Raw genomic sequence first — 16,381 nt, 5'->3', positions numbered from 1 at the left:
GGCCCTGTTCCTGGCCTGATATGAGGGCGTGCGAGAGCGGCAGGCGGTTCAGCAACGCCGCAGGGCCCGGGAGTTCGAGGCGTTCGTCGCGGGCGCGGCAGGACGGCTGCTCCATGCCGCCACGCTGCTGACGGCCGAGCCGCCGTCGGACAACGCGCGTGCGCAGCGGCTGCTGACGGCGGCCCTTTCGCGTACGTACGCGGACTGGGACCGGCTGCGCGGCGAGGACCCGTACGACCGCACCCGTCAGGAACTCGCGACCCGGTTCGCCCGCGGCGCGTGGCGCTACCACCGCGTATTTGTCCGCCGGTGGCACGTCGCCGGTGGCGGTGTGCTGGAGCGGCTGACTCCGCAGGAGCGGCTGATCCTGGTCCTGCGCCTGTACGAAGGCGTGGCCGAGGAGCAGGCCGCCGCGCAGATCGGGCTGCCGGCGGAGCGGGTCCGGGCGATCTGCTCCCGGGCGATCGCCACGATGCGCAGCAAGCCGCCCGCGCAGGCGGCGCCGTTTCCGAAGGCTGTGACGCCGTGAGCCTGCCCGACCGTAAGCAGGACGAGGTCCGGCGGATGCTGGAAGGCACGCACCCGCCGGTCCCGGCGGATCTGGCCGTGCGCGCGGCCGAGCGCGGGGCGCGGATGCTGCGGCGGCGGGCGGTGGCGCGGCAGGTGATGTGGCTGCTGCTCGTGGTGGCGGTGGTGGCGTTCCTGGTGTGGGCGTCGGTCGAGCAGCCGTGGGTGGTGCCTCCGTCGGACGTCGCGCCGCCGCTGGAGGGGTGGTAGGGACCGGTACAGACCGGTTCGCCCGGATCTATCCTGAGACGGAGCCGTGTACAGCGAGCCGAGGAGGTCACCATGACCAGGAAAGTCGCCGACTGCCGCAAGGCCCCCAGCGTCATGAACTGCACCCTCAGAATCGCCGGTGAGGAAGAGGAAGTCGTACGGGCGGCCACCGAGCACGCGATTTCCGTCCACCAGCACGAGGACAGCCCGGAACTGCGCCAGATGGTCCGGGACTCCCTGGAGGACGAGAAGCCCGGCATATGACCCCGGCCCCGGCCGGGAGTCCTCCCGACCGGGCACCTGCACATCCCGGGAACACGCGCATCGGGCGCGTAGGGAATCAGCTCAGCATCTGCTTCAGGTCCGCCAGCAGGTCGTCGCACGACTCGATGCCCACCGAGACGCGCACCAGGTCCGACGGCACCTCCAGCGGCGAGCCCGCCGCCGACGCGTGCGTCATGCGGCCCGGGTGCTCGATCAGGGACTCGACGCCGCCGAGCGACTCGCCCAGCGTGAAGAGCTTCGCGCGGTTGCAGACCTCGACCGCCGCCGCCTCGCCGCCCTGGACGCGGAACGACACCATGCCGCCGAACGCCTTCATCTGCTTGGCGGCGACCTCGTGGCCCGGGTGTTCGGGCAGGCCCGGGTAGAGAACCTGGGTGACCTTGGGGTGCCGGGTCAGCATCTCCGCGACGCGGGCGGCGTTCTCGCTGTGGCGGTCCATCCGTACGGCCAGCGTCTTGATGCCGCGCAGCACGAGCCACGCGTCGAAGGGCCCGGCGACCGCACCCATCGCGTTCTGGTGGTACGCCAACTCCTGCCCCAGCGCGGGGTCGTTGACGATCAGCGCGCCGCCGACGACGTCCGAGTGCCCGCCCATGTACTTCGTCGTCGAGTGCACGACGACGTCCGCGCCGAGCGCGAGCGGCTGCTGGAGGTAAGGGCTCGCGAAGGTGTTGTCGACGACGAGGCGGGCCCCGGCCGTGCGCGCTATGGCCGCGAGCGCCGCGATGTCGGTGATGCCGAGAAGGGGGTTGGAGGGCGTCTCGACCCAGATCGCCTTCGTCTTCGGGGTGACGACGGCACGTACCGCGGCCGGGTCGGAGGTGTCCGCCACCGAGAAGTCGACGCCCCAGCGCGAGACGACCTTGGCGAAGAGCCGGAAGGTGCCGCCGTACGCGTCGTTCGGGATGACCACATGGTCGCCGGGGGTCAGCAGGGTCCGCAGGAGGCAGTCCTCCGCCGCGAGGCCCGACGCGAAGGCGAGGCCGAGGCTTCCGCCTTCCAGGGCCGCCAGGTTCTGCTCCAGGGCGGTGCGTGTGGGGTTGGCGCTGCGGCTGTACTCGTAGCCGCCGCGCAGTCCGCCCACGCCGTCCTGCTTGTACGTGGACACCTGATAGATCGGCGGTACGACCGCGCCCGTGAGGGGGTCGGCGGTGTTGCCCGCGTGGATCGCGATCGTCTCGAAGCTGTGGTCGTCGGTCATGAGACCCGAGCGTAGTTCGTCCGCGCGCCGGGCTCCCGTCGGCGTCCGGGACAATGAATGCATGGAGATTCTCTGGTTCCTGATCGCTGTCTGCATGCTGGTGGCAATCATCGGTCCTTTCGTGCTGCGCAGGCGTGCCGGCGGCATCCGGCTGGTCTCGCCCGGCGCCCCCGACGCCGCCGACCCGGCCGACTACGGCTTCGTACGCCAGGAGCACCTCGACATCCGGATGCCGGGCCCGGACCAGGACCTGGAGGACGTACTGGAAGTCGTGCAGCAGACGCAGGACTGGCGGGCCGCCGCGCAATTGCTGGCCGGGACCGGCAAGGAGGGCGAGCTGCGCTGGCAACGCGTGCAGGCCTTCGCCGGGGCCGCCTCGCTGGAGCTGGCGCAGAAGCCCGGCGAGGGCGGGCGCTGGCTGCGGTCGTGGCGTGCGGAGGCGCCGAAGGACGCGGGCGGGGCGCAGGTGCACGCGGAGTTCCTGGTGCAGCAGGCGTGGCGTACGTCGACACCCGGCACGGACGACTTCCGGATCATCCTGGAGGAGGCCCGTACGGTGTGCGCCGAGGCGGCGCTGCTCGCCCCCGGCGACCCGGTCCCGTACATCGTCGAGCTGGCCGTGGCGCGCGGACTGCACTACTCCGAGCCGGAGTTCGACCAGCTGTGGGCCAAGGTCATCGACCGCGCACCCGCCCACATGGGCGCGCACCTGGCGGCACTGAGCTACCGCAGCGAGAACTGGCACGGCTCCCGCGACGCCGCCGACACCTTCGCGACAGCCGCCGCGGCGCGTGCGCCGCAGGGGTCGCTGCTGGCGGCGCTGCCCCTGTTCGCGGTGTACGAGCACCTGCCCGAGGTCAATCTCGTGCGGGGCTTCTACCAGAGCGCAGTGGTGACGCGGGCGGTGGAAGGCGCACTCTTCGCGGTGCACGCGGCCCGCGCCGACGACCCGATGCTGGCGCACGTACGGCACCTGCTGGTCCTCTTCCTCGTACGGTGCGAACGGTGGTCGGAGGCGATGGACCAGCTGCGGCACGTGGACGGCCACGTCGGCGCCCTCCCTTGGACGCACAGCCCGGACCCGGCGGCGGAGTACGCGGTGTACCGGGCGCTGGCGGTGGCGGGTTACGAGGCGAACGGCGGGAGCCCGGCGACGCTGCCGCGATGAAGCCGCGCAGGAATCCCCGGCCCTCCCCCGGCGTTGAGGGGGAGGCACAGACCACCCAGGAGGAGACCGCATGTTCTTCGGCCGCACCCCCCAGCTCCCCACCCCGGAACAGGCCCTGAAAGGCCGCTCGACCCCCGAGTTCCAGGTCCCCTCCCGCCACACCGTCCTCGGCAACCCGCTGGTGGGCCCGTACCCCGACGGTCTGGAGATCGCCGACTTCGGCATGGGCTGTTTCTGGGGTGCCGAGCGGAAGTTCTGGCAGGCGGAGGGCGTCTGGACGACGCTCGTCGGCTACCAGGGCGGCTACACCGAGAATCCGGCGTACGAGGAAGCCTGCTCGGGCCTGACGGGCCACACGGAGGCGGTGCGCGTCGTCTTCGACCCGTCGGTCGTCTCGTACGAGCAGCTGCTGAAGATCTTCTGGGAGAACCACAACCCCACCCAGGGCTTCCGCCAGGGCAACGACGTAGGCACGCAGTACCGCTCGGCGATCTACACCCACACCCCCGCCCAGGCAGCAGCAGCCGAGGCGTCCCGCGAGGCGTACCAGAAGGTCCTGACGGGCTCGGGCCACGGCACGATCACGACGGAAATCCTCCCGGCGGAGGGCCGCCCGTTCTGGCCTGCGGAGCCGTACCACCAGCAGTACCTGGACAAGAACCCGGCGGGGTACTGCGGGATCGGGGGGACGGGCGTGAGCTGCCCGATCGGGGTGGCGAAGGCGGAGGGCTGAGCACCTCGTCGGACGGCAGCTCGTGCCCGACAGGGATCACCCCGACTGACGGCTGACGTAAGCCCCCTGGCGAATCTATATAGTTTTCTGTACAGTTTCTCTTATGACTGTGCTGCACGATGCCCACGAATTGAGCGTCACCGAGGCGACACGGCGCGGCGTCCCGGGACTCGTAGCCGACGCAGAACAGGGTTCTGGCATTGTCGTCACGCGCCACAAGGAACGCGTGGCCGCCGTTGTCAGCATCAGCCGACTTGACGAGCTCGAGGAAGCCGCTGCCGATCTTCGCGATCTGGCCCTGGTACTCGCACGCAGCGTGACCGACACCGGGCGTCGGACTCCGCTCGATGATGTCCTCAATGCCTTCGGACACACACGCGAGTCTCTGACAGCGCTGCCTGACGACGAGTGATCGATGGCAGAGATCACTTTCACCGACGCCGCGATCGATGACTTGAGGCGGATCGGCCCAGAGGCGGTCCCGAAGGTTCTCAAGAAGGTTCTCCTCCTGGAAGAGGAGCCCGCTGCGGGTTACCCGCTTGGAGGGGAACTCACCGGCTACAGGAAACTTGTTGTAGGCCGGAACACGTGGCGCGTGGTCTACCGGATTACCGAGGACAAGTCGGTGGAGATCTGCGAGGTGTGGGCAGTAGGAGCCCGCGCCGATGCAGAGGTATACGCGGAAGCCACCGCCAGGGTCAGAGAGGCTGGAAGCAGTCGGCCCGAATTCACTCGCCTCACCCATGTGATCGAGCGGCTCGGGCGGCTGGCCGGGGACGTAACATCGCGCGCTCAGCCGTCCAAGGAGCCTGTACCTGACTGGCTTGCGGAGAGGCTCGTCCACACAGCTGGGATGGCCCGCGAAGAGGTTGCAGCACTGACTTTGCAGCAGGCAGTGGACCTATGGACCGATTTCATGTCACAACCGCGGGAGCAATAGCACCGGTTCGCCCCTCCGCCAGCCAACAGTAATTCGGCTCCCCTGTGGCATCGGTGGAACGGGCGTGAGCTGCCCAATCGGGGTGGCGAAGGCGGAGGGGTGAGTGGGCGGCGTGAGGACAACCTCATACCGGCTTCTTCGGGGCCCGTGGGGCATCGCCATCGACCTGACGGCTGAAGCCGCCCTGACTCGGGAGCCGCCGTGCAGCGGTGAACAGGTCGGCGAACGCGTGTGGCTCGACGTCACGCCGGTCCGCGAGCATGTGCCCGCCGACCGCTCGGGGGTTCGCCTCACGCCGGAGGAGCTGCCCTGGCTTCGGCACGGTATGGCTTTGCTTACGCTCGACCTCGAAGCCGCCCATGGCCAGGCGCAGCACACCCTGATCACCGTGCACCGCGTGCTGTTCCCGGAGACGGACTTCCAGCCGGAAGGCTTGGCCGCAGCGCTTTTGCAGTGGGGGCGGGAGGAATTCGGCCTGGATGCTCGGTCGGTGGAAGTGACCTTCGACCGTGAGGCGAATCGGTACGTCTACCCCTGGTAGTGGGGCGACGGCCGGTTCATGCCACAACGCGCACAACGCGCATAGTCGCGAGTGCGCGTAGACGGCCGCGCATGACCCTCGTACCGTCATGGTCAGCGGCCCAACCAGGGCCAGGATCCAGGTGGTTCGGCATGTCAGACCGCGCAGGACTTTCCCCCTTCACGGGCAACGGCAACGGCGAGCGACGGTGACGGCGAACTCCGGCTCCTGAGCACCTTGCCCACTTCGGCACCGCGAACGATGTCACGGTCGCCGAGCTGCGCCCGGAAGCGTTCCTGCCGGCTGGCCAGGCGACGACCGACCGCCTCAGGTGATCCACAGGCGCGTCCCAAACCGGCGGCGCACACTGGAGTGAATGCGGGATCCTCTCCGTGAGGTGATGCCTATGCGCCGCGTCCTCTCCTCAGGCTCCGCCCTCCTCCTGACGGCGGCCCTGGCTGTGGCAGGGCTCAGTGGCTGTGGTTCCGACGGCGACGAGACGCCGCAGGGGACCACTCCGACGGTCACCCGGACGCAGACCGAGACCCGGACCGAGGCCCAGACCGAGACCGTCACCCCTGAGCCAAGGCCCACCCCGACGCCGCCGAAGCCCACCCCGCCTCCACCTCCACCTCCGCCCCCAGCCCCGACCACGCCGAAGCCGCCCGCCCCCACTCGTGACGCCGCCTCCACCGTCGAGGCGTACTTCGATGCCATCAACGCGCGCGACTACCGACGGGCGTGGGACCTCGGAGGCAAGAACCTTGGCGACCCTTCCTACTCGTCCTTCGCGGCAGGGTTTGCCGATGTTGACCGCGACACCGTTCACATCCTTGATGTCAGCGGCGGGATCGTCACTGTCACGATCGATGTGCTGCGGCCGGATGGGACCGAGCAGTCCTACGAGGGCACTTACACAGTCAGGGGCGGGATCATAGTTGACGCCGCCATACGCCTCGTGGAACCGCCGGCGCCGCCGGACGAACCCGAGAGCACCTACCCACCGGGGCCTCCCGCAGGTGTGCCCGACGTCGACTGCGCGGACCTTCCCGGACCCGTCTGGGTCGGCTCGTCCGACCCTCATCGCCTCGACCGCGACGGTGACGGCATCGGCTGCGAATGGAACTGACAGCGCGGGCGGAAATTTGTTCTCGCTCGCCGCCCCCGTGGCCTTGCCGCGCTGGGGGCGGGCCGCCGCCCGTCGGCGCGTGGTGGCGTGGGTGCCGCCGCGCTCACCCCGGCGCACTCACACCGCCGTGCTCACACCGCCGTGCTCACACCGCCGACTCCCGCCGCATCCTCGCCGCCGTCTCGGCCGCGTCGTACCCCGGAGCAACACCCTCGACCAGGACCACATCACCCGTGATGTGCTTCGTACGCAGCGGCAGGATCTCCTGGTACGCCTCGGAGTCGTACCAGGCACGCGCCTTCTCGACGCCCGGGAAGCCGATGATCACCAGGTATCCCGGCCACTCCCCCTCGCGGACTTCGACTTCCGCACCGTGGACGAGGAAGTATCCGCCGAAGGGGTCGAGGGTGGTCTGGATGCGCTCCATGTACTCGAAGACGTCCTCGTGCGGGGCGGCAACCTGAAGATGACCGATGGCGTAGGCGCTCATGTGTGCTGCTCCCTCGATGGTGGTTCGTGTGGCTGGTGACTCAGATCCTGCCGGGGGGATCCATGGCCGTCGATTACCGCTCAGGTAATGACCTGATGGCCGTCAGATCGGTCACCGCTGGTACGGCGGCGAGTCACGGCTGGTACGGCGGCGCCACGCCCCAGCCCCAGCGCGGGACCGGCGCTCTGCGGGGCGGGTTGGCGCCCGGCTGCGAGTTGGTGAGGGCGATCCGGGTGCCCCATTCGACGTACGCGGCAAACGCCGAACGGAACTCCGGGTCGTCGGGCAGGCCCGTCTCGTCGGCCGCGTCCATCAGCAGCGACACCCAGCGGCGGCGCTGGCGCTCGGTGATGGCCTTGTCGAGGTGGTGGGCGAGCATGGCGGGGTAGCCGCCGTTCTCCTCCGTGTAGCGGGCGGGGCCGCCGAAGACCTCGCCGAGCCAGCGCGCGACCTGGGCGGGGTGGTCGGGGGACATGCCCTCGAAGACCGGGGCGAGGATCTCGTCCTTGCGTACGCGGGTGTAGAACGCGTCGGTGAGCCGTTCAAGGGCTTCGGCGCCGCCGGCCCAGGTGTAGAGGGAGGGCACGGACCCGCCGGTGCCGTGCACGGCGGTGGGTGCGTAGTGCCGCATCTCCTCGATCTGCTCGACGTACGGGCGGACCTCGGCGAAGAAGGCCTTGAACTGCTCGCTGCGGCGGAAGCCTTCGAGGTGGTCGTGGGTGGAGGTCCAGACGATGCGCAGGATGTAGCTCTCGGGCTCCTCCTCGCAGCGCGCGAGCTCGTAGTCGACGCACTGGGGCGACTGGCTGAGCGGCACGGAGGCGCGGGCGTAGGCGGCCTCGAACTCCGCGGCGCGACCCTCGGGGATGCGGTATCGGATGTACTCGACGGTCATGTGCGTTTCTCCCTGGGAGATGATGTGTACATGAACGGTTCACGGGGGCAGCAGCACTATCCCTACCAGCAGCCCGGCCCTTACCAGCAGCAGTATCCGTACGCGCCGCAGCAGCCGCAGCACCAATCGCCATACCAAGCGCCGTACCGGGCGACGCCTTATCAGGCGCCTCGCCCCGCCGGGGACGGGCGGCGGGTGTGCGCCGTCGTGATCGACGCGGCGCTCGTGTTCGTCGTGGGGCCGCGTGTCCTGCCGCACGGTTACGACGGCCTGGTGGACGGCAGCCCGGCATTCGGCACCATGCTCGCGTGCCTGGTCGGGGTCTCCTTCGCCAACCAGTACGTCCTGACACTGCTGACGCGGGCGAGCGTGGGCAAGCTGCTGGTCGGCATACGCGTGGTGCGCGCGTCCGACGGCGGCCGCCCCGGCCCCCTGCGCACGCTCCAGCGCTGGCTGGCGGGACTGTGCTGGGTGCCGATGCAACCCTGGTACTGGATACGGGACTTGTGGCGGGGGCTGAGCAGGACTCCGGGGACGCCGCGGGGGACGGTGCGGGACAACTGGGAGGGCGAACTGTACGAGGATGTGGCGGGGCTGCGCTATGTCCGGCGGCGGGATCTGGTGGCGGGGCGACAGGTGTAGGTGCGGGCCGCTGCGCGGGACTGTTCCCCTCCCCGCCCTAAACCTTCGCCTGGAAAACCCCGCTCCCCCGCTCCCGCCCATATCCCAGCGCCTCATTCACCGCCCGCATCGGACCGTTCTCGTCAGCCACAGTCGTCCCGATCTGCCGCACCCCCGGGTACCCCTCCGCCAGCACCCGCAGCATCCGCAGCTTCACCGCCCGCCCCAGACCCCGCCCCCGGTGCCCGGGCACGACCACCGTGTCGTACTGGAGCGCGCGTACGTCCGACGGGTCGCGCAGCACCAGTTCCGTGTACGCCGCCACCTCGCCCCGGGCATCGACGGCGGCGACCGTGAGCATCACACCGCCCCGGTCGAGGATCACCTGGCCCGCGGCCCGCATCCGGTCCGCGTCCCAGACGGGCACCGCCTCGTCCCTGTCGCCACTCGGCGCGTCCTCCATCGCGGCATGTGCGACCGCCGCCGCGTCAGCAAGGTGGTCGGGGACGACCCCCGGCCACTCCACGAAGGCGTAGCCGTCGGGCAGTTCGCCGTCCGGGCGTGGCAGCGTCGTGTCCTGTACGTACCAGGTGATCGGGAGCACGTTCTCGAAGTCCCGCGCGGTTGCGAACCTCTCGCCCGCGCCGCCGAGTTCCAGCACCGTGGACACGGACGTACGCCCCGCTGCGGCCAGTTCGCCCCGCACCGCCTCCCACAGCTGCGCCCCGACTCCGCGCCCTCGCGCGTCGGGCCGTACCGCCAGGGTGTCGAGGGACGCGGTGTGCTCATTGCCCGGGTCCGAGGGGAGGAGCAGCGAGGCGACACCTTCGTATGCGTTCGCACCGTCGGCCGCCGGCACCACAAAGTTGACCACGCGTCCACGCGCCGACGGCACTTGGAGCTTGCCCGCGCTCTCGGCGCGGCCGGGCGCCGGGACGCCGGCCGGCAGGTCGTGGGTGTGGGCGGCGGTGACGACGGAGTGCCAGTCGTCCACGTCGGGGTCGGAGGGCGAGGTTCCCAAGGTGATCGGCATGCGTAGGAACGTACGCGCGAACCCGACGCACCGCACACGAGTTGTACTTTCCTGACCCCGGAAGCCACGGCAGCCCCAAAAGCCACCCCGGCAGGACGGACGCCGACGTCCGCGCGTACTTCGTCGCCGTGAACAACGGCGACTCTCCACAGGCCAGTCGTCCGCCGTCCAGCTGCCGCTGACCCCCGGCAGGTACGCCGTGGTGACCTGGGTCAAGCGCGCCACGGACGCCGAGCGTCTCGCCGCCCACGGCGCGCACACCGTCGTCACGGTCACATGAGCGGGCACAAGAGCGGGCACATGAGCGGGAACGGTCACATGACGTGACCCGCGTTCTCCGTCACCGTGACCCGCCCCTTGCGGATGGTCGCAAGGCGCGGGGCCCGGCGGGCGAGCGCCGTGTCGTGGGTGACCATGATGAAGGTCAGCCCGTGTTCCTTCCACTGCCCTTCGAGCACCTCCATGACCTCGTCGCGCATCGACTCGTCGAGGTTGCCGGTGGGCTCGTCGGCAAGCAGCACCTTGGGCCGCTTGACGAGCGCGCGGGCGATCGCGACGCGCTGCTGCTGACCGCCGGACATCTCGCCGGGCAGGTGCGTGGAGCGCTCGCCGAGTCCTACGGCGTCCAGCGCCTCGGCGGCCCGTTCGCGCCGGGCGGCCGCCTTCAGGCCCAGCGGTACGAGGGCCGTCTCGACGTTCTCCTGGGCGGTGAGGGTGGGGATGAGGTTGAAGCTCTGGAAGACGAAGCCGATGCTCTCCGCGCGGACCTTGGTGAGCCGCGCCTCGGGCAGGGCGGCCAGGTCGACGCCGTCGAACTCGATGCTGCCCGACGTCGGCCTGTCCAGGCCGCCGAGCATCTGGAGGAGGGTGGACTTGCCGCCGCCGGTGGGGCCCTGGATGACGAGCCGGCCGCCGTCCTCGATGGTCAGGTCCACGTCGGAGAGCGCGTCGATGGTCTCCTTGCCGCGCCGATAGCGCTTGGTTACGCCTCTGAGCTGGTACATGGGTCAACTCCTGCTTTACGTAAGGGGTTCGGGGCAATGCGAGGCGGTGCAGATGCCGGCGCCGGTCAGGCGACGCGGCGCAGTGCGTCGGCCGGGCGCAGCCTGGAGGCCCGCCAGCCGCCGAAGCCGCCCGCGATCAGCCCGCCCGCTGCGGCGAGTACGACCGCCAGCCCGATGGTGGTGAGGGAGACGGGCGCGGTCAGTGCGATGTCGACGGCCTTGCCCGCCGCCTGGCCGGCCGCGCCGCCCGGGCCACCGCCGGGCCCGGAGACCATGACGTCACCGGCGCCTCCGCCGCCCGCACCGCCGACGCCGAGCTGCGCGGTGAGGGTGGGGCTGATGGCGGTGACGAGGTAGGCGCCGCCGACTCCTGCGGCAATACCGAGCACGCCACCGAGCAGCCCGTTGACCAGCGCTTCGCCCACGACCTGGCGGGTGACGCGGCCGCTCTTCCAGCCCAGCGCCTTGAGGGTGCCGAATTCCCGTACGCGGCGGCTGACCGCCGACGACGTGAGCAGCCCGGCCACCAGGAAGGCAGCGACGAGCACGGCGATGGACAGCCACTTGCCGACGCTGGTGGCGAGGCCCGACGCGGTGGAGAGGGAGCCGGAGACCGTGTCGGCGAGGTCGGCGGAGGTAGTGACGGTCGTACCCGGGATGTTCTTCTGTACGGCCGACTTGACGCCGTCGATGCGCTGCGAGTCGGTGACCCTGACGTAGACGGTGGTGACCTTGTTCTTGGCGTCGGCGAGGGTCTGGGCCTGCTTGAGGGGAATGTAGACATTGGCGGCCGCGTCGCCGCTGTCGGCGGTCGCGATGCCGATGACCTTGTACTTCGTACCGGAGATGGTGACGTTGCTGCCGACCTTGAGCTTCTTCTCCTTCGCGTAGGCGCTGTCGAGTACGGCGACCTTCGCGTCGGTCTCGGAGGCGGTGAAGGTGCGTCCGGAGCTGGCCTTGGAGGAGGTGAGGGGGCCCAGGGCGGGTTCGGTGACGTCGGTGCCGTAGACGGAGAAGGAGTCGACGCCGAACGCCGCGCCTCCGCCGCGAACATCGCCGCCACCGCTGCCGCCGCCCGGTCCTCCGGGCTGCGCGGGCTGCGCCTTCTCCACCTCGCCGCGCTTGAACTGGCCGCTGACCTTGAGCACCTGCAGGCTCAGCCCGCCGACGGCGTCCGCGACGCCGTCCTGCGCGCCGACCTTGCCGACGGTGGACGACGCCAGCGTCTGGAAGCCCTGCACCATCACCCGGTCGCTGCTCTGCTCCTCGTCGTCGCCGCTGTCCTTGGCGTCGAACTCGAAGCGGGGCCTGCGGCTGGTGTCGTTCTCGCCCGGCGGCTTCGCGGCCTTGGTGACCGTCATGTCGGTCCCGAGTCCGTACAGCGACTCCAGGACCTTGTCCTGGGCGCGTCCCATACCGGCCGACACCGAACTGACCACGATGACAAGCGCGATGCCCAGGGCGAGCCCCGAGGCGACGACGAGCGCCGACTTTCTGCGTCGGCGCAGCTCGCGCCGGAGGTAGGTGAAGAACATGACGCGAAGCTATGGCCGGAGCCTGATGGCTGGATAAGGCCGCCGTGAGATCCCCATGAGAACGCAAACGGCGGCGGGCGCCACCCTGTGGGGGTGACGCCCGCCGCCGTGCGCTGACGGATCAGACGGATCAGACGGATCAGACCGCGGATCCGGCCTTCCACTGCGCCCAGTCCATGTTCCAGCCGTTGAGGCCGTTGTCCGGCTTGATGGTCGTGTCGTCGGAGTTCTTGACGACGACCACATCGCCGACGATCGAGTTGTTGAAGAACCAGGCACCGGGCTGGTTCGGGTCCTTCGCACCCTTGGCGTCGTTCAGTCCGACACAGCCGTGGCTGGTGTTGGCGCTGCCGAAGATGGAGTCGGCGCCCCAGTAGTTGCCGTGGATGAACGTGCCCGACGTGGACAGCCGCATGGCGTGCGGCACGTCCTTGATGTCGTACTCGCCCTTGCCGTCGTCGTCCTTGAAGCCGACCGTCGCACCGTTCATCCGGGTCTCCTTGAACTTCTCGGAGATGACCATCTGACCGTTGTACGTCGGGTTCTCCGGCGCACCGGCGGAGATCGGGATCGTCTTGATCGTCTTGCCGTCCTGCGTGACCGTCATGGTCTTCGACTTGGCGTCGACGGTGCTGACCTGGTTGCGCCCGACGGTGAAGGTGACCGTCTTGTCCTGGACGCCGTAGATCCCGTCGGCGCCTTCGACGCCGTCGAGCTCCAGCTTCAGGGTGACCGTGGAGCCGCCCTTCCAGTACTGCTCGGGGCGGAAGTCCAGGCGCTGCGAGTTGAACCAGTGGCCGACGACTTCCTGGCCACTGCTCGACGTCACCTTGATGCCGCCCTGGACGGCAGCCTTGTCGGTGATCGCCTTGTCGAAGTTGATCGACACGGGCATGCCGACGCCGACCTTGGAGCCGTCTTCGGGGGTGAAGTTGCCGATGAAGCTGGTGGCGGGCGAGACGGTGGTGAACGAGCCGTTCTCATGTGCCTTGCGGCCCTCGGAGTCGGTCGCCGTCGCCGAGATCTTGTACGTCGTCGAGCGCTCCAGCTGCCCGTCCGGCTTCCAGCTCTTGCCGTCGGCGGCGATGGTGCCCTCGACCTGCGTCCCGGCGGTCGAGGTCATCGTGACCTCGGTCAGCTTGCCGTCGCTGACGGTGACCTTGGTGCCGCGGTTGATGCTGACGTTGTCGGCGCCGCTCTTGGGCGTAATGGCTATTCGGGCCTTGGATGTGTCCTTGGCCGCCGCCTTGTCGACTTCGGCCTGCGACTTCTTCGAGCTCTCGGCGCTGCTGCCGCCCTTGTCGCCACCGTCGCCGCAGGCAGAAAGCACCAGAACGCCGCCGAGCAGTGCGGACGCGGCCATGAGGCCCCTGCGCCGCTTGCTGTCCGTCATCACACGCTTCTCCATCGTTGCCGAATTCCCCACACACCCCGGGCAGAGCCGCCGGGCAGCATTTTCCTGCCAATGCCTTACAACGCCTGTACCGATTCGTCCGTTCCACATCCGGGGTGAATGTGGGGAACACCACTCATCGACGTCATCGACGCAGACGCGCCGCCGCTGGTTGCGGCGGCCGCGCACTTTCTTACGCCGATTTTTCTACGCCGAGTCCCGGAGGACGTTACTCATCGTCCTCATCGAGGTCCCACTCCACGGAATCGGGGTCGTACTCGATCCGCTCGCTGCTCCACGAGGCCTGCGCGAGCTCCACTCCGGGAACGTCGCCGACCAGATCGAACGGGTCCACGAGGTGGGCGAGGGCCTCCGCGACGTCTTCCCTGACAGCGGCCTCGGCATGCGTACGTTCTGCGTCCTGCAGAAGTGCGTCGTCCGTGACGCGGGAAAGGGCGGCGTCGGTGAGTACTTCGGGCTGGGAAATTTCCAGCACCAATTCCACCTGAAGTCGGACAAAACGTGATGTCTCAGTTGCGTTCATGCGTCGGAGCGTAGGCCCAGGGAGCCTCGCGACTTTCCCGCGACCCGCTGCTTTCATTAGCATCGGCGCACACGGCCAATTCCCGGTTGCCTCAAGGGGGATCGATTACGTGTCCGCACGCCGACCGCTGCTGACCGCCACCGCTGCGGGCACACTGCTGTGTGCTCTGTGGTTCGTCCCGTCCGCCAACGCGACGGCGGAGAAGGAGGCCAAGGACCAGGCGCAGGAGCAGGCGCGAGCGCAGACTCAGGCACAGCCTCCGGCCAACTCCGCGCAGCCCTCCGAGTCCCCCGAGCCGTTGCCCCAGGACCTCAGACTCGCCGACACGGGCAGCGGCGTGGACACCACCCCGTACCTGATCGGCGGGACGGCGTTCCTCGGAGTGGGCGCCGGTTTTGTGGCGTTTTCGGTGCGAAGGGCCGCGCGCCTGATCTGACGCGCGGCCCTCGACAGCTGTTCCCGAACCCTCGTTACGCCAGCCGCCCGGTCACCGGCTCGACGGCCTCGACGAGCCGGCCCGCCCTTACGAAGGCGTCGGCGGCGGCGAGGTCGGGCGACAGGAACCGGTCCGGCCCGGGCCCCTCGACCCCCGCCTCCCGCACGGCCTTGATGACGGCCTGCGAGGCGGGCGCGGGCGTGAGCCCCTCGCGCAGCTCGATGCCGCGCGTGGCGGCATACAGCTCGACGGCGACGATCCGCGCCAGGTTGTCGATCGCGGTACGCAGCTTGCGCGCCGCCGACCAGCCCATGGAGACGTGGTCCTCCTGCATGGCGGAGGACGGAATCGAGTCGACGGACGCCGGGACGGCGAGCCGCTTCATCTCGCTGACCAGGGCGGCCTGCGTGTACTGGGCGATCATCAGGCCGGAGTCGACGCCGGCGTCGTCGGCGAGGAAGGGCGGCAGCCCGTGCGACCGGTTCTTGTCGAGGAGCCGGTCGGTGCGCCGCTCGCAGATGGAGCCGAGGTCGGCCGCCGCGATGGCGAGGAAGTCGAGTACGTACGCGACGGGGGCGCCGTGGAAGTTGCCGTTCGACTCGACGCGGCCGTCGGGCAGTACGACGGGGTTGTCGACGGCGGAGGCCAGCTCGCGCTCGGCGACCGTCAGGGCGTACGCGATGGTGTCGCGACCGGCGCCGGCGACCTGCGGGGCGCAGCGCACGGAGTACGCGTCCTGGACGCGCGGGGCGTCGTCCTGGTGGTGACCGGTGAGACCGGACCCGGCGAGAACGCGGAGCATGTTGTCGGCGGAGGCACCCTGGCCGGGGTGGGGGCGGATGGCATGCAGGTCGGGGGCGAGGACCTTGTCGGTGCCGAGCAGCGCTTCGAGGCTGAGCGCGGCGGTGATGTCGGCGGAGGTGTAGAGCCGCTGGAGGTCCGCGATGGCCATGATCAGCATGCCGAGCATGCCGTCGGTGCCGTTGAGGAGGGCGAGCCCTTCCTTCTCGCGCAGCTCGACGGGCACGATGCCGTGCTCGGCGAGGAGCTCCCCGGCGGGCCGTACGGTCCCGTCGGGCCCTTCGGCGTCACCCTCGCCCATGAGCGCGAGCGCGCAGTGGCTGAGCGGGGCGAGGTCGCCGGAGCAGCCCAGCGATCCGAACTCGTGCACGACGGGCGTGATCCCGGCGTTGAGGAGGTCGGCCATGGTCTGCGCAACATGCGGCCGTACGCCTGTGCGGCCGGAGGCGACGGTCTTGAGCCGCAGGAACATCAGTGCGCGCACCACTTCACGCTCGACGGCCGGCCCCATGCCGGCGGCGTGCGACCGCACGATGTTGCGCTGCAGCTGGGCGCGCAGGTCCTGGCTGATGTGCCGGGTGGCGAGAGCACCGAAGCCGGTCGAGACGCCGTAGACGGGCTCGGGCTTGGCGGCCAGCGCGTCCACGATCTCGCGGGACGCGGCGAGCGCGGCCACGGCTTCGTCGGAGAGCTCGACGCGGGCGTTGCCGCGGGCGACGGCGATGACATCCGCTGCGGTGGTCCCGGCGGTGCCCAGCACGACTGTTTGCATATCCATATTCAGAACCCTACGGACTGAATCCCACCCTGTCACTACCGGATGGCGACTTGGCTCCTTACCCCGGCGGGAGGCGGAAGATCCAGCCCCTGGGGGTC

General features: G+C 69.7%; 20 protein-coding genes. 11 read left to right on the top strand and 9 right to left on the bottom strand.

Annotated features, from left to right (window positions below; genetic code table 11):
• Positions 1-28 precede the first annotated feature (28 nt).
• The 3 genes from PXH83_RS19380 (at position 29) to PXH83_RS19370 (ending at position 1,041) form a co-directional block, all read left to right on the top strand.
• A complete protein-coding gene (locus tag PXH83_RS19380; protein ID WP_274561636.1) occupies positions 29-529 on the top strand; it encodes a sigma factor-like helix-turn-helix DNA-binding protein in 501 nt (166 codons plus the stop codon).
• Positions 526-777 carry a hypothetical protein gene (locus tag PXH83_RS19375; protein ID WP_274561635.1) on the top strand — a complete coding sequence of 84 codons (252 nt, stop codon included), beginning with the start codon at positions 526-528 and terminating at the stop codon, positions 775-777. Before PXH83_RS19380 ends, PXH83_RS19375 begins: the two co-directional genes overlap by 4 nt.
• A gap of 72 nt (positions 778-849) precedes the next feature.
• Entirely contained in the window at positions 850-1,041 is a 192-nt protein-coding gene (locus PXH83_RS19370) for a DUF1059 domain-containing protein (protein ID WP_274561634.1), read from the top strand.
• A gap of 76 nt (positions 1,042-1,117) precedes the next feature.
• Here PXH83_RS19370 and PXH83_RS19365 read toward each other — a convergent pair whose 3' ends face one another.
• The gene (locus PXH83_RS19365; protein WP_274561633.1) at positions 1,118-2,263 is read right to left on the bottom strand and encodes a cystathionine gamma-synthase; all 1,146 of its coding nucleotides are present in this window, start codon (positions 2,261-2,263) and stop codon (positions 1,118-1,120) included.
• A gap of 61 nt (positions 2,264-2,324) precedes the next feature.
• On the opposite strand from PXH83_RS19365, the gene PXH83_RS19360 reads away from it, so the two are divergent.
• From PXH83_RS19360 to PXH83_RS19335, 6 genes are all read left to right on the top strand, one after another.
• Entirely contained in the window at positions 2,325-3,431 is a 1,107-nt protein-coding gene (locus PXH83_RS19360) for a hypothetical protein (RefSeq protein ID WP_274561632.1), read from the top strand.
• A 70-nt stretch (positions 3,432-3,501) separates the two neighbouring features.
• Positions 3,502-4,164, top strand: coding sequence for a peptide-methionine (S)-S-oxide reductase MsrA (gene msrA, locus PXH83_RS19355; protein WP_274561631.1), 663 nt, complete (start codon positions 3,502-3,504; stop codon positions 4,162-4,164).
• A gap of 103 nt (positions 4,165-4,267) precedes the next feature.
• Positions 4,268-4,576 carry a type II toxin-antitoxin system prevent-host-death family antitoxin gene (locus tag PXH83_RS19350; RefSeq protein WP_274561630.1) on the top strand — a complete coding sequence of 103 codons (309 nt, stop codon included), beginning with the start codon at positions 4,268-4,270 and terminating at the stop codon, positions 4,574-4,576.
• 3 nt (positions 4,577-4,579) lie between these two features.
• Entirely contained in the window at positions 4,580-5,104 is a 525-nt protein-coding gene (locus tag PXH83_RS19345) for a type II toxin-antitoxin system RelE family toxin (protein WP_274561629.1), read from the top strand.
• Positions 5,105-5,207: 103 nt separating this feature from the next.
• Positions 5,208-5,645, top strand: coding sequence for a hypothetical protein (locus tag PXH83_RS19340; protein WP_274561628.1), 438 nt, complete (start codon positions 5,208-5,210; stop codon positions 5,643-5,645).
• A 355-nt stretch (positions 5,646-6,000) separates the two neighbouring features.
• Positions 6,001-6,753, top strand: coding sequence for an excalibur calcium-binding domain-containing protein (locus PXH83_RS19335; RefSeq protein WP_274561627.1), 753 nt, complete (start codon positions 6,001-6,003; stop codon positions 6,751-6,753).
• A gap of 145 nt (positions 6,754-6,898) precedes the next feature.
• Here PXH83_RS19335 and PXH83_RS19330 read toward each other — a convergent pair whose 3' ends face one another.
• Positions 6,899-7,243, bottom strand: coding sequence for a DUF1330 domain-containing protein (locus PXH83_RS19330; RefSeq protein ID WP_274561626.1), 345 nt, complete (start codon positions 7,241-7,243; stop codon positions 6,899-6,901).
• A gap of 133 nt (positions 7,244-7,376) precedes the next feature.
• Positions 7,377-8,138: a group II truncated hemoglobin gene (locus PXH83_RS19325; protein ID WP_274561625.1), complete on the bottom strand. Its 762-nt coding sequence runs from the start codon at positions 8,136-8,138 to the stop codon at positions 7,377-7,379.
• A 30-nt stretch (positions 8,139-8,168) separates the two neighbouring features.
• On the opposite strand from PXH83_RS19325, the gene PXH83_RS19320 reads away from it, so the two are divergent.
• Complete coding sequence (locus tag PXH83_RS19320) at positions 8,169-8,780, top strand: RDD family protein (protein WP_274561624.1); 612 nt, start codon at positions 8,169-8,171, stop codon at positions 8,778-8,780.
• Between the two features lie 37 nt (positions 8,781-8,817).
• On the opposite strand, the gene PXH83_RS19315 is transcribed toward PXH83_RS19320, so the two are convergent.
• The 5 genes from PXH83_RS19315 to PXH83_RS19295 form a co-directional block, all read right to left on the bottom strand.
• Positions 8,818-9,792 carry a GNAT family N-acetyltransferase gene (locus PXH83_RS19315; RefSeq protein WP_274561623.1) on the bottom strand — a complete coding sequence of 325 codons (975 nt, stop codon included), beginning with the start codon at positions 9,790-9,792 and terminating at the stop codon, positions 8,818-8,820.
• A 314-nt stretch (positions 9,793-10,106) separates the two neighbouring features.
• Entirely contained in the window at positions 10,107-10,796 is a 690-nt protein-coding gene (locus PXH83_RS19310; RefSeq protein ID WP_274561622.1) for an ABC transporter ATP-binding protein, read from the bottom strand.
• A gap of 65 nt (positions 10,797-10,861) precedes the next feature.
• Positions 10,862-12,331, bottom strand: a complete 1,470-nt coding sequence (locus PXH83_RS19305) for an ABC transporter permease (protein WP_274561621.1) — start codon at positions 12,329-12,331, stop codon at positions 10,862-10,864.
• Positions 12,332-12,470: 139 nt separating this feature from the next.
• The gene (locus tag PXH83_RS19300; RefSeq protein ID WP_274561620.1) at positions 12,471-13,739 is read right to left on the bottom strand and encodes a L,D-transpeptidase; all 1,269 of its coding nucleotides are present in this window, start codon (positions 13,737-13,739) and stop codon (positions 12,471-12,473) included.
• 214 nt (positions 13,740-13,953) lie between these two features.
• On the bottom strand, positions 13,954-14,220 hold the full coding sequence (locus PXH83_RS19295) for a hypothetical protein (RefSeq protein WP_274561619.1): 267 nt from the start codon (positions 14,218-14,220) through the stop codon (positions 13,954-13,956).
• 157 nt (positions 14,221-14,377) lie between these two features.
• Between PXH83_RS19295 and PXH83_RS19290 the strand changes: the two genes are divergently transcribed.
• Positions 14,378-14,704: a hypothetical protein gene (locus PXH83_RS19290; protein ID WP_274561618.1), complete on the top strand. Its 327-nt coding sequence runs from the start codon at positions 14,378-14,380 to the stop codon at positions 14,702-14,704.
• Between the two features lie 34 nt (positions 14,705-14,738).
• On the opposite strand, the gene hutH is transcribed toward PXH83_RS19290, so the two are convergent.
• Positions 14,739-16,283, bottom strand: coding sequence for a histidine ammonia-lyase (hutH, locus tag PXH83_RS19285; RefSeq protein WP_274561617.1), 1,545 nt, complete (start codon positions 16,281-16,283; stop codon positions 14,739-14,741).
• Between the last annotated feature and the right edge of the window lie 98 nt (positions 16,284-16,381).

The sequence above is a fragment of the Streptomyces spiramyceticus genome (assembly GCF_028807635.1).
Classification (GTDB): Bacteria; Actinomycetota; Actinomycetes; order Streptomycetales; family Streptomycetaceae; genus Streptomyces; species Streptomyces spiramyceticus.
The sequence above is the reverse complement of the archived record's forward strand: the minus strand, read 5'-3'. Positions and strand labels throughout refer to the sequence as shown.